Raw genomic sequence first — 18,700 nt, 5'->3', positions numbered from 1 at the left:
CCTGCGCGTCCCAACAGCGTTGCTAGAGGGCATTCGACATGCGGTGGGGCGTTCTCGCATTGGCGGCCGTGGTGCTGGCCGGCTGCAACAACCAGACGGTTTCCTCGTCCGGGCAGATATCCGATCGTGATCGCACGCTGATGGCGCAGGCGCCGCAGGTCGAGATGGACTACTGGCGCATGCCGCTGCGCGTGCCCTATCGCACGAACGAGGCGCCGGGAACGATCGTGGTCGAGACCGCGTCCAAGCATCTCTATCTGGTCGAGCAGGGCGGCACCGCCATCCGCTATCAGGTCGCGGTCGGCAACGAAGCCTTCGGCTGGACCGGCACCGCCATCATCCAGCGCAAGGCCGAATGGCCGACCTGGACGCCGCCGGCCGAGATGCGCCGCCGCTGGCCGACGCTGCCCGCCTTCATGGAAGGCGGCCCGCAGAACCCGATGGGCTCGCGCGCGCTCTATCTCTACCAGAACGGCCGCGACACGCTCTATCGCATCCATGGCACCAATTCGCCGCTGCAGATCGGCGAGGCCGTGTCGTCCGGCTGCATCCGCATGCACAACGAACATGCGATCGACCTCTACAATCGCGTCGGCAACGGCACGCGCGTCATCGTGCGCTGACCCGGCGCCGCCTCCGGGCGCGGCGGAATTTCGGCGGCGGCCTGCGGGCCGCCGTTGTCGTTTCAGGGCATGCATGTTCGCCGGCCCGGAACGGCAGAATTGCAGCTGCCGGGAGGGCACGCGTCTGGCTGGAGCGCAGTGCTTTGGCCGCCGGGCGGTCGGACCGCGGGCGGAGGCCGGTTGAACTGGCGCGCGACCAATCGCGCGCGGCGGTCAGGACTTGGTCGGCTTCTGAGGCTTGATGGCGCCGGCAACGGCCTTGAGGCCGACATTGCCGTAGCGGTCTTCCAGCCGAACCGCGCCCTTCACGGGCTTCGGCATGGTCTTCGTCGTCATGGTTTCCTCCGCGGGCGGGTTTTCCCGTCCTGATGCTTATGCGAATGATTCTACACGATGTCGGCAAAGCTTCGGAAGGACGTCGTCGTGCGCCGCAGCATGGCGGTTTGGCCGGTATCCGATGAATCGGGGATATCGGCCCGTTCCTGTGCAAAAGTCGCCGGGTCCGGGTTGCGCGCGGGCCGCCGCCTGACCACGGTGAAGCGAGACGTGCAGCAAGATGTTGAGGGTGCGGCGGGACGTCAACGCTAGATATGGCGTTTGGCGGCGATCCGTGGCAGCCTTCGGCCCAGTTCTTCAACCGCCCGGCATGTGATGCGATTTTCCCGTCTGCGCATTCACGGCTTCAAGACCTTCGTGGAGCCGACGGAATTCCTGATCGAGCCGGGCCTGACCGGCGTCGTCGGGCCGAACGGCTGCGGCAAGTCGAATCTCGTCGAGGCCCTGCGCTGGGTCATGGGCGAGAACTCGTTCAAGAACATGCGCGCGTCCGGCATGGACGACGTCATCTTCTCCGGCTCCGGCAACCGGCCCGCGCGCAACACCGCCGAAGTGATGCTGACGGTCGATAACGGCCAGCGTCTCGCGCCGGCCCAGTTCAACGACCACGACGTGCTGGAAGTCTCGCGCCGCATCGAGCGCGAGGCAGGCTCGCTCTACAAGGTCAATGGCCGTGAGGTGCGCGCCCGCGACGTGCAGATCCTGTTCGCGGACGCCTCGACCGGCTCGCGCTCGCCCGCGCTCGTGCGGCAGGGCCAGATCGGCGAGATCATCAACGCCAAGCCGCAGGCGCGCCGCCGCATCCTCGAAGAGGCCGCCGGCATTTCCGGCCTCCATGCGCGCCGCCACGAGGCCGAGACGCGCCTGAAGGCGGCTGAGACCAATCTGGAGCGGCTGGAAACCGTCCTCGCCCAGATCGAGACGCAGCTCGACAGCCTGAAGCGCCAGGCGCGCCAGGCCGTGCGCTATCGCGGCCTCTCGGCTGATATCCGCAAGGGCGAGGCGACGCTCGCCTTCCTGAAATTCCGCGAGGCCTCCGAGGCCGTGCGAGAGGCCGAGCGCCTTGTCGAGCTGGAGACGCGCGTGGTCGCCCAGCGCACCACCGATCAGGCTGCCGCTGCGAAGGATCAGGCGGTCGCCGCCCACCACCTGCCGGCGCTGCGCGACGAGGCCGCCAAGGCCGGCGCGGTGCTCCAGCGCCTGATCGTCGCGCGGGATCAGCTGGAGGGCGAGGAGAAACGCGCCCGCGCGCGCATGGAGGAACTCGAGCGCCGGCTCGCGCAGTTCGACGCCGACATCGCGCGCGAGCGTGCGATGGGCGCCGATGCCGACACCGTCCTCGCCCGGCTCGCTGCCGAGGCGGCGGAGCTCGCTGCCGCGGCCGAGGGCGCGAAGGGCGGCGAAGCGGCCGCCGCCACGAAGGTCGCTGCCGCCGAAACCGTGCTGGCCGCGTCCGAAAAGGCCTTCGCCGAAGCAACATCGGCGCTGGCCGAGATCGTCGCCCGCCGCAACCAGCTGGAACGCTCGATCCGCGACACGTCCGAGCGGATGGTGCGGCTGGAAGGCCAGCTCGCCGAGATCGACGCCGAGACCGCGAAGCTGGAGGCCGGCTCCGATCATGCCGCGCGGCTCGAAGCGCTCAAGACCCAGCTGGAACAGGCGGCTGAGGCTCTCGCCGCCGCCGAGGCCGAGGCCGTCGCCGCCGAACAGGGCCATGCGGTCGCACGCAGCCAGGAGGGCGATGCCCGTCGGCCACTGGCCGATGCCGAGCGCAACGTGCAGCGCCTCGATACCGAGGTGCGCACGCTCTCCAAGCTTCTGAACGTCGCGCACAAGTCGCTATGGCCGCCGGTGGTCGAGGCCATCTCGGTCGCGCGCGGCTTCGAGACGGCCTTGGGCGCGGCGCTCGGCGACGACCTCGACGCGCCGACCGCCTCGGCCTCGCCGCAGCACTGGGCGGGTGCGGACGCTTCTGGCGATCCGGCCCTGCCGGAGGGCGTCGAGCCGCTGTCGGCGCGGGTGAAGGCTCCCGCCGAGCTGGCCCGCCGCCTCGCCCAGATCGGCATCGTCGCCAAGGCCGATGGCGGCCGGCTGGCGAAGCTCCTGAAGCCGGGGCAGCGGCTGGTCTCCAAGGAAGGCGACCTCTGGCGCTGGGACGGCTTCGTTGTCGCCGCCAATGCGCCGACCGCCGCCGCGCGCCGTCTCGCCGAGCGCAACCGCCTCGGCGATATCGAGAAGGATCTGGTGACCGCCAAGGCCAAGGTCGACGATCTCAAGGCGCTGGCCGATGTCGCGGTCGGCGTGGTCAAGGCCGCCGCCGCCCGCGAACAGGCGGCCCGCGACGGCTGGCGTTCGTCTCAGCGCGCCGCCGACGGCCTGCGCGACCAGTTGCAGGCCGCCGAGCGCGCCGCCTCCGCCGTCACCACCCGGCTTGCCGCGCTGGTCGAGGCGCGGCTGCGGCTGAAGGCGAGCGTCGAGGAAGCCGCCGCGGTGAAGGCTGACGCCGTCCGCGCGCTGGAGGGGCTCGGACAGGCGAGCCGGCTCGAAGCATCGCTTGCCGAGATTCGCATGGAGGTCGCGCAGGGGCGGGCGGCGCTCGCCGAAGCGCGTGCCGAGGCGCAGGGTCTGGCCCGCGAGGCCGAGATGCGCACCCGCCGCATCGCCGAGATCGGCCGCGACCGCGAGGCCTGGGCGAACCGGCAGGCCAATGCCGGCCGCCAGATCGCCGACCTCGAACAGCGGCAGGTCGAGGCGAAGGCTGAGGCGCAGGCCCTTGCCGAAGCCCCCGACACCTATCTCGTCAAGCGCCGCGAGGTCATCGCGCGCATTCAGGAGGCGGAGGCCGCCCAGCGCGCCGCCGCCGACCAGCTCGCCGCCGGCGAAACCGCGCTGGCCGATGCCGACCGCGCGGCGCGCGCGGCGCTCGACGCCATGACCGGCGCCCGCGAGGCCTTCGTCCGCGCCGAGGCGCGGCTGGAAGCCTCCCGCCAGCGCATCCAGGAGATCGGCGCGGAGATCGCCGAGAAGTTCGAAACCGAGCCGCCGGCGCTCACCCGCATTGCCGGGATCGATGCGGAGGCGAACCTGCCCGCCGCCCGCGATGTCGAGGACAAGCTGGAGGGGCTGAAGCGCGAGCGCGAGCGGCTCGGCGGCGTCAACCTGCGCGCCGACGAGGAACTGACCGAGGTGCAGGCGCAGTTCGACGGCATGGTCTCCGAACGCGACGACCTCGTCGAAGCCATCAAGAAGCTGCGCACCGGCATCGGCGCGCTGAACCGCGAAGGCCGCGAGCGCCTGCTCGCCTCCTTCACCACGGTCAACGGCAATTTCCAGAAGCTGTTCACGACCCTGTTCGGCGGCGGCACGGCGGAACTGCAACTGGTCGAATCCGACGATCCGCTGGAAGCCGGCCTCGACATTCTCGCCCGCCCGCCGGGCAAGAAACCGCAGACCCTGTCGCTGCTCTCCGGCGGCGAACAGGCGCTGACCGCCATCGCGCTGATCTTCGCGGTGTTCCTCACCAATCCCGCGCCGATCTGCGTGCTGGACGAGGTCGACGCACCGCTCGACGACGCCAATGTCGAGCGCTACTGCGACCTTCTGGACGAGATGGCGCGGACCACCGACACGCGGTTCGTGGTCATCACCCACAACCCCATCACCATGAGCCGGATGAACCGGCTGTTCGGCGTCACCATGGCCGAGCGCGGCGTCTCGACGCTGGTCAGCGTCGATCTGGGACGGGCGGAGCGGCTGATCGCGGCGGAGTGAGGCCGGGTTCGGATCGGCGACCTCTCAAGACCTTCACCGCGTCATGCCCGGCCCTCAGCGGCCTTCAGCCGCCGTCTCTTGCTCTGAACGCCGAGGTAAATGCCTCGGCTATGCCGGGCATCCACGCCTTTCTCTGGCCTCGTGTTCAAGTCGTGGATGGCCGGGCTAAGCCCGGCCATGACGAATAGGTCGGTGCAGGTGGTCGCTTTCCTACGAGACCAAAATAGGATCAAAGTCCTTGACAGCGTAACGCTGTTTCGGTACCTTTCAGGCACGTTCGATAGCTGCGTCCGGCACGAGTTTTGAGCGGCGGCCGCCGATTTGCTCACGGCCAGACGCGATCCTGCGGCAGCTCGTCATTCCCGGCCGACCAAAGCGAATGGAAGGCAATCCAGCAGCCGCGGAAGGCTCCCAGCATTTCCTAGGCCTCGCCGCTGATCATGCAGCTGTGTGCTGCGCTCCTGCACGGCCGACATCGTATTGCTGAGGGTCTTCGCTGGATCGAAGGGCTCATCGCCGAAGGTGCGAGGCGTTGACATGAATGTATATACGTACGTATGATGGTACATCGGCGCGGACCAGCGCCTCATCGGCGATCGTGCCGACACGACAGGACAAGCATTTTGGTTCGGTTCGTGTCGGAGATATGCCGTGCAGTTCGAGTGGGATGAGAATAAGCGCCTCGCCAATATCGAGAAGCACGGGATCGACTTCGAGGACGCAGTCAACGTCTTCGATCAAGATGGCCCGGTGTATGAATCGTCCCACGCAGTTGAAGCGCGTTGGATAGCCATTGGATCGGTCGATGGCGTTCTGATCGCCGTCGTCTGGACCTTGCGTGGGGAGAGCCGCCGCCTGATCTCGGCCCGGCGTGCGAGGGACCATGAAAGAGAAGATTACGCGCGTCACGCTGGAGGACATTCGGTCCGGTAAGCTAAAGGGCGAGACCGACTGGGAGCGCGTGCGTGCGATGACCGACGAGGACATCGAACGCGCCATTGCCGAGGATCCCGATTCCGACTTCGACCTCGCCGGTTCCGAACTGGTCTTCGTCGGCAAGGTCTCGGAATGGACGCCGCCGCCGCGCAAGGCGGCGATCTCGATCCGGCTGGACGAGGACGTTCTCGCCTTCTTCAAGACGGAGAAGGGGCCTTACCAGACCCACATCAATGCGGTGCTGCGATCCTACATGAAGGCGAGCAAGGCGCGCCGGGGGAAGGGTGGCCCCGTCAGGCGCCGCCCGCCGAAGACTGCCGCCGAGTAACCCTCACCCGCAGCAACATCCATCCTTGCCCGCGCCAAGCTGCACGCTGGCATGGTTCTTCTCCGCGGGCAGGTCCATGGCGGGATTCTCCACGAAGAAGCCGTTGGGCTTCAGCATGAAGCCGGCATATTCCATCGGCATGACCGGGAAATCCTCGGGCTTGCAGACATGGGTGTGGCCGAAGGAGTGCCAGACCACGAGATCGGCATTCGCGATGGAGCGGCCCTGTTTGATGTAGGCTGGCAGGCCGTCGCCGCCGGCATGCTGGTTCGGATAGTTGCCGCTGGCATACCTCTCGGCAGGGTCGAAGGGCGTCACCCAGACGTGCTTGGTGGCGAAGCCGCCGCGCTGGGCGACGCTGGAACCCTCCTGCGCCAGCATGAGCGGGCTCGGCTGCACGATCAGCTTGTAGCCGGTCGGCTTGCCGACGCTGTTGCTGGCGTTGGGATTGGTGATCTTCCAGTAGCGGCCGGTCTTTCCGTCGGCCTCGCGGGCGGCGTCGCGCTCGTTGGCGAGGACGCGCGAGGTCGTGTCGAAGACATTGCCGTAGGGGTTGTCGGTGCCCCATGGCCGCGGCTGGAATTCATGCTCGGTGACGGTGTTGCCCTCGCCGTCCACGGCCATGTGCATGCGCACGTTGAAGAAGTGCTGGTGGGTCGGCCCGCCGAGGCCCTCGTCCACCATGCCGCCCCACGGATAGGTCTTGCCCGGCGCGACGGCGGCGGTCTGGATGATGCCGGTGAGCTTGGCTTCCAGCTGGATCGTGCCGTCCTGATAGAGGTACCAGTAGAAGCCGTAATCGTAATTGCCGACGGTCGCGAAGAACGAGATGACGAGGCGGCGCGAGCGGCGCGCCTCGAAGACGCCGGTGCGCATCTCGTAGTGCTTCCAGAGCAGCCCGTAATCCTCCTCGTGCATGCAGACGGCGTTGGGCATGACGGTGGAATTGCCGTTGTCGTCGGCCATCGGCACGTCGAAATAGTGGATCAGGCCGAGACAGTCGCAGCCGAGTTCGAGAGCATTGGCGAGCTTGCCGAGACCGTATTCGCCGGCGTCGAAGGCGCTCTTCCAGAAGTGGTTGGCGGTCGGGTCGGCGTAGGGCACGACCATTTCGGTGACGCTGGCCCGGTGCATGATCGGGCGGAGGCGGCCCTTGTCGTTGATGCCGAGCTGATGGAGCACGAGGCCCTCGCGGGCGGTGAAGCCGATGCGGAACGACCAGTTCTGCCAGTCGACCTTCCAGCCATCGACCTTGAAGCTCGGGCCCTCCGGCTGGACGATGTTCAGGGGTTTCAGGTCGGTGCGGGGCGGGGGCAGGGATTGGCGGTCGTAGTTGCGGCGCTTCCGCGGGATCGGGACGATCTCGGCTTCGTCGACGAGATGGACGACCCGGTTCTCGACGAGATCGACCAGGGCCACCACGCCCTCGATGGGCGAGGCATAGCCATTGTCGTTGATGTGCTCGCGCCAGTAGCTGACCGCGCTGACGAGGCGGCGGCCGAGTTCCGCGTCGCGACCGAAATAGCCGGCGGAGAAGGGATCGACCTGCACCAGCGCGATCTCGTCCTCGGTCAGGCCGCGACGGGCCATGGCGGCGCGCCAGCCGGGATCGGCCTTGACGATGTCGCCGGCCTTGAAGAACTCCTCGATGATGACGGCGGGCTGGCCGTAGGGGGGCGCCTTCGTGTCGCGGGTGGCGAAGGCGAGGACGGCCTCCGCGCCGATATCGATCAGCGCCTCGTGGACCGCGCCGGTGGCGGCATCGATGGTGATGGCGAAAGCGCGGCGGCGGATCGGCCGGCCCGGCGTCCAGGCGGCGATCTCGGCCTTCAGCGGCTCGTCGAGCTCGAGCGAGGCGAAGCGCGTGGTGTCGGGCAGCGCCTTCGCGGCGAAGAGGATGGCGCGCGCGGCGGCGATCTCGGCGCCGGACAGGGGATCGAGCGGGTGCAGCGCGGTCGCGGTCGCCGATAGTGCCGTTGTCATGCGGTGTCCCCATGGTCGAAAGTCGCCGCGGGCCTGGCGGCCCCGGTCGCGGCCCGCCTGCGGACGAAGCGTATCGCTTCCGCGCCGGAGTTTGCCTGCGATCTCGCGGCAAAGGCTAGCCTTGCGTGCCGCATGCTGCAGTGCGCGCGTGTTGTCGCAGAGCAGGGGCGACAATCGGTTCCATTGAAGTAATATCAAGCAATATCAATGCCTTGAACATGGATCGGCGATCCTTGACACCTTTTCGCCGCATCACTATAGGTGTGCCCGGCTTTCGGGGGTGGCAAACCGGCTTCTTTCCGGTGTTTTTGCTCCGACGACCGCCCGGCCGACGAGGTTGGCATGGTGGAAGACGGAAAAAGACAGGGATCGGATCAGGGCCCACCGACAGAAGCCGACCTCGACGCGCGTCGCCGCGCCCTCGAGTCCAAGCTTGCAGCCTACGAGCAGCAGCGGACCTCGGGCACGGCGCCGGTTGGCCAAGCGGCGGTTGAGCCGTCTGGCCTGGTGAAGCTCTTCCGCTTCTCCGCCGATTTCGTGTCCGGCGTTATCGCCGGCGCGCTGATCGGCTGGCTGGTGGATCGGTTCGCCGGAACGCGGCCCTGGGGTCTCATCGTGTTTCTTCTGCTGGGCTTCGCGACGGGTATCTACAACCTCGTCAGATCGGCCCAGCGGGCCAATCGGGGCGGCTGAGAAGCTGGTCCGATCACCGACTAGATCGCATGCGGGAGCAGACCGGCGATGGCCGATCCGATCAAACAGTTCGAGCTCGTCCCCATCGTTCCGATCAAGGTCGGCAACGCCGACTTCGCCTTCACCAATTCCGCCCTGCACATGTTCATCATCGTCGGGTTGACGGCGGCCTTCCTGCTGCTGTCGACGAGCGGGCGCCGCCTGGTTCCGACGCGCATGCAGTCGATGGCGGAGCTCGCCTATGAATTCGTCGCCGGCACGGTCAGGCAAACCGCCGGCACCGACGGCATGCGGTTCTTCCCGCTGGTCTTCTCGCTGTTCATGTTCGTGCTGTTCTCCAACCTGATCGGCATGATTCCCGGCGCCTTCACGGTCACCAGCCACGTCGTCATCACCGCCGCCCTGGCGCTGCTGGTCATCTCGACGGTCATCATCTACGGCATCATGAAGCACGGCACCCACTGGTTCGCGCTGTTCGCGCCGTCGGGCCTGCCGAAGGCGATCCTGCCGATCATCGTGGTCATCGAGGTGATCTCCTTCCTGTCGCGGCCGATCTCGCTGTCGCTGCGTCTGTTCGGCAACATGACCGCCGGCCATATCGCGCTGAAGGTCTTCGCCGGCTTCGTCGTCGCGATGGCCGGTGCCGGCGCCGTCGGCATGGTCGGCTCGGTTCTGCCGGTCTTCATGATCACCGCGCTCACCGCGCTCGAATTCCTCGTCGCTGTCCTGCAGGCCTATGTCTTCACGATCCTGACCTGCATCTACCTCAACGACGCCCTCCATCCTGGCCATCACTGATTATCGGTGACGGCAGGTCGCTAATCCTCCCTTCGCTCCCAACACCTCACAGGAGTTCAAAATGGATCCGGTTGCAGCCAAGTTCCTCGGCGCTGGTCTCGCTTGCCTCGGCATGGGCCTCGCCGCCATGGGCGTGGGCAACATCTTCGGCAACTTCGTTGCCGGCGCCCTGCGCAACCCGTCGGCCGCGGCCGGCCAGTTCACCAACGCCATCGTCGGCGCGGCGCTCGCGGAAGGCCTCGGCATCTTCGCGCTCGTCGTCGCCCTCGTCCTGCTCTTCGTGGTCTGATCCGCGGCGGGCGTCCCGGCTGCGTGGCGGAGCCTCGGGGCTCCGCCGTCGCGGCCGTTCCGGCGTTCACCGCCCGGCCTCGCGGCCGGCCTTCGATTTCGCGTGACGGGCGAGAAGCCCGGGCACGCCGATAGGGTGCCGCAATGGCGACGAACACCACTTCCGGGACGCAAGTCCCGTCCAAAGGCGGCTTCCCGGCCTTCCGGGTCGAGACCTACGGGTCGCAGCTCCTGTGGCTGGCGATCGCCTTCGGCCTGCTCTACTACCTGATGTCGCGGCACATCGCGCCGCGCATCGGCGGCATCCTGGAGGAGCGCTCCGGTCGCATCGCGGCCGATCTCGCCGCTGCCCAGTCGATGAAGGCGGAGGCTGACGCAGCCACGGCCTCCTACGAGAAGTCGCTGGCCGAGGCTCGCGCCAACGCCCAGGCCATCGCGGCCGAGACGCGCGGCAAGATCACCGGTCAGTCTGATACCGAGCGCAAGTCGCTCGAGGCGAAGCTCGCGGCCGACCTGTCCGCCGCCGAGGCCCAGATCGCCACGGCCCGCACGACGGCCATGGGCAACGTGCGGTCCATCGCGGTGGATGCTGCGCACGCCATCGTCGAGCGCCTTGCCGGCGCGAAGGCTGAGGCTGCGCGTGTCGAATCCGCCGTCGACGCCGCGCTGAAGAGCTGAGGAGGTCCGGATGAGCGAATATCTGCCGATCTGGATCGGCCTTCTCATTTTCTTCGCCATCGCCTGGAAGATGGGCGCCCATACCAGCCTGCTGAATGCGCTCGACGCGCGCTCGGCCCGCATCGCGTCCGACCTCGCCGAGGCCAAGCGCCTGCGTGAGGAGGCCGAGGCCATCGTCGCCGACTACCGGAAGCGTCAGACCGCCGCCGAGCAGGAGGCCAAGGACATCGTCGTCGCCGCCAAGGCCGACGCCGAGCGTCTCGCCGCCGAAGCCAAGGCGAAGATGGAAGACTTTGTCGCGCGCCGCACCAAGATGGCCGAGACCAAGATCGCCCAGGCCGAGGCGCAGGCGATCGCCGACGTGCGCGCCGCCGCCGCCGATGTGGCGACCTCCGCCGCCGGCGCCGTGCTTGCCGACCTCGCCAAGGGCGCGGGCGGCGAGGCCTTCATCAAGGCCGGCATCGACGAAGTGAAGTCGAAGCTGAACTGACCCCATTCAGCCGGCCTCGTCGGCCGGCAACGGACATACCGAAAAGGCCGCCGGGGCGATCCCTCGGCGGCCTTTTCGTTTGCGGGCAGGAAGTTTCGCCTGTGGGCACGAAGTCTCCGGCTTGCCGGAACCGTCGGGCAAAGGCCTCCGCGTCATGGCCGGGCCTGGCCCGGCCATCCACGAATTCCTTCATGGCGTCGTGTTCAAGTCGTGGCTGCCCGGCACAAGGCCGGGCATGACGGCGCGCGACCCCGCAACGCTCCGCAGGGGCGGTCGTCAGGCCGGCAGCAGCGGATCGATGACCTTCTCGAACTCGGCGACAGGTTGGGCGCCCAGCATGCGGCGGCCGTTGATGAAGAAGGTGGGAGTCGAATCGACGCCGAAGACGTTGGCGGCGCGCTCGCGGGTGGAGTTCAGCGCATCGAGGATCGGCTGGTTGTTGAGACAGGCCTCGAACTGCGCCTGCGTGATGCCGGCCTGCCGCGTGATGGCGGTCACGGCTTCCAGCGGATTGCCGCCGAAGGCCCAGGTCCGCTGCTGCTGGAAGAACACGTCGATCAGCGCGAAATAGCGGGCCTGATCGCCGCCCTCGGTCTTGCCGTCGGCGTTGAGCGCGCAGCGCGTCAGCATATAGACGGCGGCGTCGAGCTGGTTCAGGGCGAATTCGCGGAACACCAGCTTGGCTTTGCCCGTCTCGATATATTTCTTCTTGAGTTCGGGCAGGATCGTGGTGTGGAAGGTCGCGCAGTGCCCGCAGGTCAGCGAGGCATATTCGACGATGGTCACCGGCGCGTCGGCCTTGCCGAGCACGACGTCGCCGAGCGGGCCCGGCTGCATCAGTTCCTCGACATTGACGCGCTCGGCGGCCGGACGGCGGGCCTGCGCCGAAGCCGGGCCGGCGAGCGGCAGGGTCCCGAGGGTGGAAGCCAGCCCGAGGGCGGCGGAACCTTCCAGAAGATGGCGGCGCGACAGCATGGATCATGTCCTCGGGCGGCCGGAGAGGCCGGATCGACAGGGCATAACCCTCCCCCGAAGGCGTGGCAACATCGGGGCCGTCACATGAAGACCGCAGAAAGTCACGCTTGCGCGAGGATCGTCAGTTGCGGGCGATGATCTCGCGTTCGCGATGCACCGGCTGGCCGGCGAGCGCGCGGCCGGGCCGGCGGCGCATCAGGGCCTGCGGCCGGCGGGCGCGCAGCGCCGAGCGGCGGCGGCGACGCGGGCCGGGCTTGCCGAGGGCGACGGCGCCCATGCGGGCGAAGGCCTCGCGCAGCGAGCCGTCGGGTTGGCTGATCAGCAGCGGCATGGCGAGGGCATTGCCCCAGCGCTGCCATTCGGCGACCACGTCGGCGGTATCGCCGGCCGAGAACAGCGGCACGCTGAGGCCGGGATCGGCATGGACGAGGACGACTTCGACGGCATCGGCCTGCGCGGGCTCCGCGAGCCGCACCGCGACGCCCTGATAGGCGCTGACCGGCAGCTGCAGCTTCATCCGCGCGCCCGAGGCGGTCCGGCGGATCACCACCCGGCTGGCCGAGAGGTCGATGGACCGCTGGCCGCCATCCGCGCCCTTGTCGGGCGCGGAGTAGCGGGCGGGAAGATGAGTGGGATCGAGGCGCAAGGCGGCCCCGATCCCGGCGGCGGCACCGCCGGGCTCTGTCTGACGCGACACTGGTATGCTCCCTGGGATCTATGGCCTGTGCTCAGGCTCTCGTCCCTTCGTTGGGAGGACTGTCGCAGCATTCCTTGTCGGGGAGCTTAAGGCGGACGGTTAAACGGACCTCAATCCGACCGGGGAAAGTCGCCATCATTCCCTATGCTTGAGAAAGGCTTGGGGAGCTTGCTTTCCGAACACTTGGCGGGCGTGCTTTCCGGGAGCTTCACCGACAGGATGAACGGAATCTGTTCGTGGCGCGCTCCCCGGCGGACGCCGGCGCGGAGGCCGTGCCTTGAAACGGCCTGCCGCGATGCCTACACGGGGGAGGACACTGCTTCCCGCCCGGTTCCTTTCCAAGGCCCTTCATGACCGATCTTCTCGATACCGGCGCGCTCGTCGAGCGGGCCCGCCGCCTCGTCGATGCGGCGCGCAAGGCCGGCGCGGACGCCGCCGACGTCATGGCCGTGCGCGGCATGTCCGTCAGCGTCCAGATGCGCGAGGGCAAGGTGGAGGGGTCCGAACGTTCGGAGGGCGACGACCTCGGCCTGCGCGTCTTCGTCGGCCGCCGCAACGCCTCCGTCTCGTCCAACGATCCGCGCGAGGATTTCGCGGCGCTGGCCGAGCGGGCCGTCGCCATCGCGAAGGTCGCGCCCGAGGACCCCTATGCCGGCCTCGCCGACCCCGCCGACCTCGCCCGCAACTGGCCGGACCTCGATCTCCTCGATCCGGTGCTGACCAGCGTCGCGGAACTGGAGGATCTCGCCCGCCGCGCCGAGGCCGCTGCGCTCGCCGTGCCGGGCGTCACGAAGTCGGGCGGCGCGGGCGCGGGCGCGGGTCTCGGCGGCTTCGCGCTCGTGACCTCCACCGGGTTCGAGGGCGTCTCGCTCGGTTCGTCCACGTCCTTCTCGACCACGGCCATTGCCGGCGAGGGCACCGGCATGGAGCGCGACTACGACTACGCCTCGGTGCGTCACCGCGCCGATCTCGAAGCGCCGGAGACGATCGGCCGGAGCGCCGGAGAGCGCGCCGTCCGTCGCCTCAATCCCCGCAAGGTCGATACCCGCAAGGTGCCCGTGATCTTCGATCCGCGCACGGCGGGCAGCTTCCCCGGCTATCTCGCGGCGGCGGCCAATGGCCAGTCGGTGGCGCGCGGCACGTCCTTTCTGCGCGAGAAGCTGGGCCAGCGCGTGTTCCGGCAGGGTGTCGCCATCGTCGACGACCCGCATCGCCGCCGGGGCCTCGGCTCGCGGCCTTTCGATGGCGACGGCGTCGCGACGCGGCCGATGACCCTCGTCGACGACGGCGTGCTGACCGGCTGGCTGCTCGATACGGCGACGGCCCGCGAACTCGGCATGAAGACGACCGGCCATGCCTCGCGCGGCGTCGGCGGGCCGCCGGCCCCCGGCGCGACCAATCTCTTTCTCGCCGCCGGTACCGCGACGCCCCAATCGATGATCGGCGCGGTGAAGGACGGGCTCTATGTCACCGACATGATCGGCCACGGCGTCAACATGGTCACCGGCGACTATTCGCGCGGCTGCTCGGGCTACTGGATCGAGAACGGCGAACTGGCCTTTCCCGTCGCGGAGATCACCATTGCCGGCAATCTCGCCGACATCTTCCTCAACCTGACGCCGGCGAACGACCTGACGTTCCGCTATGGCACCGACGCGCCGACCGTCATGGTGGAAGGGCTGACCGTTGCCGGACGCTGAGGATCTCCAGCTCCGTGACCTGCTGTCCGATCTCGCCGTGCGTGCCGGCGCGATGGCGCTCGGCTATGCGCGCGCCAGCATGCGCACCTGGACCAAGGGCCATTCCTCGCCGGTGACGGAAGCCGACATCGCCATCGACACCTTTCTGAAGACGGAGCTGCGCGCGGCGCGGCCGGGCTTCGGCTGGCTGTCCGAGGAAACCGCCGACGATCCCGCCCGGCTCGACCGGCGCGAAGTCTTCATCGTCGACCCGATCGACGGCACCCGCGCCTTTGCCGGCGGGCTGCCCGACTGGACGATATCGGTCGCGGTGGTGCGCGATGGCCGCCCGGTGGCCGCCGCCCTCGCAGAGCCCGAGGCCGGCCGCGTCTTCACCGCCGCGCGCGGCCATGGCGCCTATCTCGGCAGCCGCCGGCTCGCGGCTGGCACGCGAGAGGGCCTGATGGGCGCGCGGGTCGCGGGGCCGAAGCCCATGCTGGACAAGGCGCAGCGCGGCGGCGCCATCCTGCTGCCGAAGGTCCATTCGCTGGCACTGCGCTTCGCCAAGGTCGCGGCGGGCGAGATCGACGCCGCCTTCGCCGGCGGCCAGAGCCATGACTGGGACCTTGCGGCTGCCGATCTTTTGGTGCAGGAAGCGGGGGCATCGCTGACCGGGTTCGACGGGGCTGTTCCTGTCTATAACAGGCCGGTTCCGGTTCATTTTCCGCTGGTTTGCGCCGGATCGCCGCTATACGACATTGTGCGGCGCGGCAGCTGACCGCCGCCGGACGATCATCGCGACGACTTATCGAGACGGGGACATCGCTGCCATGGCGGGCACTGAGGAATCCAAGCAGCTTCTTCATCTGGTGTTCGGCGGAGAGCTGACCCATCTCGCCGGCACCGAATTCCGCGACCTGTCGAAGGTCGATGTCGTCGGCATCTATCCGAATTACGCCGCCGCTCACGCCGCCTGGAAGGGCAAGGCGCAGCAGACCGTGGACAATGCGCATATGCGCTACTTCATCGTTCACCTGCACCGCCTGCTCGATCCGGACGCGGCCTGAGGACGGGCTCGGGCCCGGTGTCCTTCCTCAAGAAACTGGGGCGTTCGCCCGCCGTCCGCTCGGCGGCGGGGTCGTTTCTTGCCGGCTACCTGAGGCTCGTCTGGCGGACGGGCCGGTTCGCGCTCGATCCGCCCAACCTCCACGACTACGCGGAAGCCAACCTGCCCGTGATCTTCGCCATGTGGCACGGCCAGCACTTCCTGACGCCCTTCGTGAAGCGCCCGGAATATGACGCGGTCGTGCTGATCTCCCGCTCGGCCGATGGCGAGATGAACGCCATCGCCGCCGAGAAGCTCGGGATCCGGGCCATCCGGGGCTCCGGCGACCACAGCGGCCAGTTCGCCCGCAAGGGCGGCGTCGGCGCCTATTTCCAGATGGTCGAGGCGCTGGAGGCAGGGACGACCGTGGCGCTGACGGCGGACGTGCCGAAAATCGCCCGCAAGGCGGGGCTCGGCATCGTCATGCTGGCGAAACAGTCGGGGCGACCGATCCTGCCCATCGCGATTGCGACGAAGCGGCGCATCGACCTGAAATCCTGGGACAAGGCGAGCGTCAACCTGCCGTTCTCGAGGGGCGCCGTGGTCGCCGGCCCGCCGGTCTGGGTGCCGTGCGACGCCGACGCGGAAGCGCTTGAGGGCTATCGCCTGAAGGTCGAGCAGGCGATGAACGACGCCACCGCCCGCGCCTATGACATTGCCGAAGGCCGTGCCACGCCGGCCATGTGGTCGGAGGCGACCATTGACGAACTCGCGGCGTCGCGCGAGGCGACGGCGGCGCTGCGGGCGGGCACCGAGCGTCGGGGGCGGGCGCATGCGTGACACGCGCGCCATCCGCACGCCCGCGCCGCTGCGCGCCTATGCGCGAGCAACGGCCGTCCTCTCGCCCTTCGTTGCCGGAATCGTCGCGAGGCGGCGGTTGCAGCGCGGCAAGGAAGACCCGGACCGCGTCCGCGAGCGTCGGGGCGAGCCGACCGTGGAACGGCCGCATGGCAGGCTCGTCTGGCTGCACGGCGCGAGCGTCGGCGAATTCCTGTCGATCGTGCCGCTGGTCGAGCGGCTGCAGGCGCGCGGCGTGACGGTGCTCGTGACCACGGTCACGCTGTCGGCCGCAAGGCTCGCCGCCAAGCGCCTGCCGCCGGGCGCCATCCATCAGTTCATGCCCTGGGACGTGCCGGCCTATGTCGACCGCTTCCTGAACCACTGGGAGCCGGACCTCGCCATCTTCGCGGAATCCGAGCTCTGGCCGAACATGATCATGCGCACCACCGCGCGCGGCACGCCGCTCATCCAGGTCAATGGCCGGATGTCCGAGCGTTCGTTTCGCGGCTGGCAGCGCGTGCCGCGTTCCATCGGCGCGCTGCTGTCGCGCTTCGAGCTGTGCCTGATGCAGACGGTGGACGATGCCCGCCGCGTCGAGGCGCTCGGTGCGCCGCGCGTCTCGACCACCGGCAACCTCAAGTTCGACGTGCCGGCCCCCGAGGCCGAGCCCAATGCCGCCATGGCGCTGGCCAAGGCGATCAGCTACCGGCCGGTCTTCCTCGCCGCCTCGACCCACGAGGGCGAGGACGAGATCGTCCTGGAGGCCCATCGCCTGATGGCGCCGAGGCTCACCAATCTCCTGACCATCATCGCGCCGCGCCATCCCGAGCGCGGCGAGGCCATCGCGGCGCTTGCCGAGCGGGACGGCCTGCAGGCCGTGCGCCGTTCGGAAGGCGCGCTGCCGGCGATCCGCCACGCCGTCTATGTCGCCGACACGCTCGGCGAGATGGGCCTGTTCTATCGGGCGGCCCCGGTTGCCTTGCTCGGCGGTTCGCTGATCCGCCATGGCGGCCAGAATCCGATCGAGCCGGCGAAGCTTGGCGCGGCCATCGTCCATGGCCCCAACGTCGCCAATTTCGCCGCGGTCTATGCGGCGCTGGCCGAGGCCGGCGGCGCCGTCGCCGTCAGGGACAGCCAGTCTCTCGCCGAGGTGACGCTGTCGCTGCTGACCGACAAGGCCGAGCGCCAGCGCCAGCGCGACGCGGCGGCCGAGGCGGTCGCCGCCCTCGGGGGCGCGCTGGATCGGACGCTGGCGGCTATCGAGCCCTATTTCCTGTCCCTCGCCATGCGGCAGGGGTGAGGCCGCCATGAGGGCCCCGGCCTTCTGGTCCGATCCCGACGGCCTTGCGGGCCGTCTGCTCGCGCCGCTGGGATGGGCGGTCGGCGCCGTGACGCTGGCGCGCATGGCGAAGCCGGGAGCCGACGCCGGTATTCCCGTCATCTGCATCGGTAATCCGACGGTCGGCGGCTCCGGCAAGACGCCCATCGCGCGGCTGGTCGCCAGCCGTCTGCGGGCGAGCGGGCGCAGTCCGGTCGTGCTGCTGCGCGGCTATGGCGGCTCGCTCGCCGGTCCGGTGCTGGTGGGTTCCGATGCGACGGCCGCGGAAGTCGGCGACGAAGCCCTGCTTCACGCCGGCGGCGGGCCGACGATCGTCGCCCGCGACCGGCTGGCCGGGGCCCGGCTGGCGGCGGTCTCCGGCGCGGACGTCATCGTGATGGATGACGGTTTTCAGAACCCGGCCCTGGCCAAGACTCTTTCGCTGCTCGTCGTCGACGGCGCCCACGGCCTCGGCAATGGCCTGGTGCTGCCGGCGGGTCCCCTGCGCGCGCCGTTCGCGCCGCAGCTCGCCCGCGCCGAGGCGCTGGTCGTGGTCGGGGCGGGGCGTGCGGGCGACGGTCTCGCGGCGGCGGCCGCCGCTGCCGGCCGTGCCGTGCTGCGGGCCTCGCTCCGGGTCGACCCAGCGATTTCGCAGTGGCTGGACGGCCGCGATGTGCTCGCCTTCTGCGGCATCGGCCGCCCCGCGAAATTCGCCGAGACGCTCGGACAGGCCGGCGCGCGCAACGCCGTGCTGCGCCCCTTCGCCGACCACCATGCCTATGGGGATGCCGACGCCGACAGGTTGCTGGCGGAGGCCGGGCGCACCGGCCTACCGCTGGTCACGACCGAAAAGGATGCGGTGAAGCTGAAGGGCTCGCCGGCCCTCGATGCGCTGGCGGCTGCGGCGACGGTGGTGCCGGTCCGCGCCGTGATCGACGACGAAGCCGCGCTCGACCGGCTGCTGGCCGGCGTCAGGCGCCCGCCGGACGTCTGACCCGCTCGGGGTGGAGCCGGGCCATCACCGCTTCCGGGGTGGCATAGGCCTCCTGATGCGCGACGCTCCAGTATTTCAGGTCGTCGAGCAGGATGTGCTGGCCGGTCACGGCGCAGCGCACATAGGCACCCGGCCGGATGACGCGGTAGTCGCCGTCCAGATAGCGGATTTCAGCCTCGCCATCGGTCGGCCGGCCTGACAGGCGGTTCAGCATGATGGCAGGCCCTG

20 protein-coding genes are annotated in these 18,700 nt (G+C 69.1%); 15 read left to right on the top strand and 5 right to left on the bottom strand.

Features of this window, described 5'->3' with window-relative positions; all coding sequences use genetic code 11:
- Positions 1 to 38 precede the first annotated feature (38 nt).
- Complete coding sequence (locus tag JNK84_RS16310) at positions 39 to 623, top strand: L,D-transpeptidase (RefSeq protein ID WP_293425703.1); 585 nt, start codon at positions 39 to 41, stop codon at positions 621 to 623.
- 213 nt (positions 624 to 836) lie between these two features.
- Here JNK84_RS16310 and JNK84_RS16305 read toward each other — a convergent pair whose 3' ends face one another.
- Positions 837 to 959, bottom strand: coding sequence for a hypothetical protein (locus tag JNK84_RS16305; protein ID WP_293425701.1), 123 nt, complete (start codon positions 957 to 959; stop codon positions 837 to 839).
- A gap of 315 nt (positions 960 to 1,274) precedes the next feature.
- On the opposite strand from JNK84_RS16305, the gene smc reads away from it, so the two are divergent.
- The 3 genes from smc to JNK84_RS16290 all read left to right on the top strand — a co-directional run bounded on the left by smc (position 1,275) and on the right by JNK84_RS16290 (position 5,994).
- A complete protein-coding gene (smc, locus tag JNK84_RS16300) occupies positions 1,275 to 4,730 on the top strand; it encodes a chromosome segregation protein SMC (protein WP_293425700.1) in 3,456 nt (1,151 codons plus the stop codon).
- Between the two features lie 651 nt (positions 4,731 to 5,381).
- Entirely contained in the window at positions 5,382 to 5,663 is a 282-nt protein-coding gene (locus tag JNK84_RS16295; protein WP_293425698.1) for a BrnT family toxin, read from the top strand.
- The gene (locus JNK84_RS16290; RefSeq protein ID WP_293425696.1) at positions 5,614 to 5,994 is read left to right on the top strand and encodes a BrnA antitoxin family protein; all 381 of its coding nucleotides are present in this window, start codon (positions 5,614 to 5,616) and stop codon (positions 5,992 to 5,994) included. Before JNK84_RS16295 ends, JNK84_RS16290 begins: the two co-directional genes overlap by 50 nt.
- 3 nt (positions 5,995 to 5,997) lie before the next feature.
- On the opposite strand, the gene JNK84_RS16285 is transcribed toward JNK84_RS16290, so the two are convergent.
- Positions 5,998 to 7,977 carry a primary-amine oxidase gene (locus JNK84_RS16285; RefSeq protein ID WP_293425694.1) on the bottom strand — a complete coding sequence of 660 codons (1,980 nt, stop codon included), beginning with the start codon at positions 7,975 to 7,977 and terminating at the stop codon, positions 5,998 to 6,000.
- 342 nt (positions 7,978 to 8,319) lie between these two features.
- Between JNK84_RS16285 and JNK84_RS16280 the strand changes: the two genes are divergently transcribed.
- The 5 genes from JNK84_RS16280 (at position 8,320) to JNK84_RS16260 (ending at position 10,924) form a co-directional block, all read left to right on the top strand.
- A complete protein-coding gene (locus JNK84_RS16280) occupies positions 8,320 to 8,670 on the top strand; it encodes an AtpZ/AtpI family protein (protein ID WP_293425692.1) in 351 nt (116 codons plus the stop codon).
- A 48-nt stretch (positions 8,671 to 8,718) separates the two neighbouring features.
- Entirely contained in the window at positions 8,719 to 9,468 is a 750-nt protein-coding gene (locus tag JNK84_RS16275) for a F0F1 ATP synthase subunit A (protein ID WP_293425690.1), read from the top strand.
- A gap of 61 nt (positions 9,469 to 9,529) precedes the next feature.
- On the top strand, positions 9,530 to 9,757 hold the full coding sequence (locus JNK84_RS16270; RefSeq protein WP_106750262.1) for a F0F1 ATP synthase subunit C: 228 nt from the start codon (positions 9,530 to 9,532) through the stop codon (positions 9,755 to 9,757).
- Positions 9,758 to 9,900: 143 nt separating this feature from the next.
- Positions 9,901 to 10,434, top strand: a complete 534-nt coding sequence (locus JNK84_RS16265; RefSeq protein WP_293425685.1) for a F0F1 ATP synthase subunit B — start codon at positions 9,901 to 9,903, stop codon at positions 10,432 to 10,434.
- A gap of 10 nt (positions 10,435 to 10,444) precedes the next feature.
- A complete protein-coding gene (locus JNK84_RS16260; protein WP_293425683.1) occupies positions 10,445 to 10,924 on the top strand; it encodes a F0F1 ATP synthase subunit B family protein in 480 nt (159 codons plus the stop codon).
- Between the two features lie 276 nt (positions 10,925 to 11,200).
- On the opposite strand, the gene JNK84_RS16255 is transcribed toward JNK84_RS16260, so the two are convergent.
- The gene (locus JNK84_RS16255) at positions 11,201 to 11,899 is read right to left on the bottom strand and encodes a DsbA family protein (RefSeq protein ID WP_293425681.1); all 699 of its coding nucleotides are present in this window, start codon (positions 11,897 to 11,899) and stop codon (positions 11,201 to 11,203) included.
- A gap of 121 nt (positions 11,900 to 12,020) precedes the next feature.
- Positions 12,021 to 12,596 carry a DUF6101 family protein gene (locus JNK84_RS16250; RefSeq protein WP_293425679.1) on the bottom strand — a complete coding sequence of 192 codons (576 nt, stop codon included), beginning with the start codon at positions 12,594 to 12,596 and terminating at the stop codon, positions 12,021 to 12,023.
- Positions 12,597 to 12,946: 350 nt separating this feature from the next.
- On the opposite strand from JNK84_RS16250, the gene JNK84_RS16245 reads away from it, so the two are divergent.
- From JNK84_RS16245 to lpxK, 6 genes are read left to right on the top strand one after another with little or no spacing between them, the layout of a single operon-like run.
- A complete protein-coding gene (locus JNK84_RS16245; protein ID WP_293425677.1) occupies positions 12,947 to 14,296 on the top strand; it encodes a TldD/PmbA family protein in 1,350 nt (449 codons plus the stop codon).
- Positions 14,283 to 15,053, top strand: a complete 771-nt coding sequence (locus JNK84_RS16240; RefSeq protein ID WP_293425675.1) for a 3'(2'),5'-bisphosphate nucleotidase CysQ — start codon at positions 14,283 to 14,285, stop codon at positions 15,051 to 15,053. Before JNK84_RS16245 ends, JNK84_RS16240 begins: the two co-directional genes overlap by 14 nt.
- Before the next feature lie 52 nt (positions 15,054 to 15,105).
- On the top strand, positions 15,106 to 15,342 hold the full coding sequence (locus tag JNK84_RS16235) for a DUF4170 domain-containing protein (RefSeq protein WP_293425673.1): 237 nt from the start codon (positions 15,106 to 15,108) through the stop codon (positions 15,340 to 15,342).
- Positions 15,343 to 15,359: 17 nt separating this feature from the next.
- On the top strand, positions 15,360 to 16,160 hold the full coding sequence (locus tag JNK84_RS16230; protein ID WP_441343256.1) for a lysophospholipid acyltransferase family protein: 801 nt from the start codon (positions 15,360 to 15,362) through the stop codon (positions 16,158 to 16,160).
- Complete coding sequence (locus tag JNK84_RS16225) at positions 16,153 to 17,460, top strand: 3-deoxy-D-manno-octulosonic acid transferase (RefSeq protein WP_293425671.1); 1,308 nt, start codon at positions 16,153 to 16,155, stop codon at positions 17,458 to 17,460. The genes JNK84_RS16230 and JNK84_RS16225 overlap by 8 nt, the downstream gene beginning before the upstream one ends.
- A 7-nt stretch (positions 17,461 to 17,467) precedes the next feature.
- On the top strand, positions 17,468 to 18,472 hold the full coding sequence (lpxK, locus tag JNK84_RS16220; RefSeq protein WP_293425670.1) for a tetraacyldisaccharide 4'-kinase: 1,005 nt from the start codon (positions 17,468 to 17,470) through the stop codon (positions 18,470 to 18,472).
- Here lpxK and JNK84_RS16215 read toward each other — a convergent pair.
- Positions 18,450 to 18,686, bottom strand: a complete 237-nt coding sequence (locus JNK84_RS16215; RefSeq protein ID WP_293425668.1) for a DUF2093 domain-containing protein — start codon at positions 18,684 to 18,686, stop codon at positions 18,450 to 18,452. The genes lpxK and JNK84_RS16215 overlap by 23 nt on opposite strands.
- Positions 18,687 to 18,700 lie beyond the last annotated feature (14 nt).

The sequence above is a fragment of the Phreatobacter sp. genome (assembly GCF_016793595.1).
Classification (GTDB): Bacteria; Pseudomonadota; Alphaproteobacteria; order Rhizobiales; family Phreatobacteraceae; genus Phreatobacter.
Note: the sequence above shows the minus strand (reverse complement) of the source record. Positions and strands in the feature narration are given on the sequence as shown.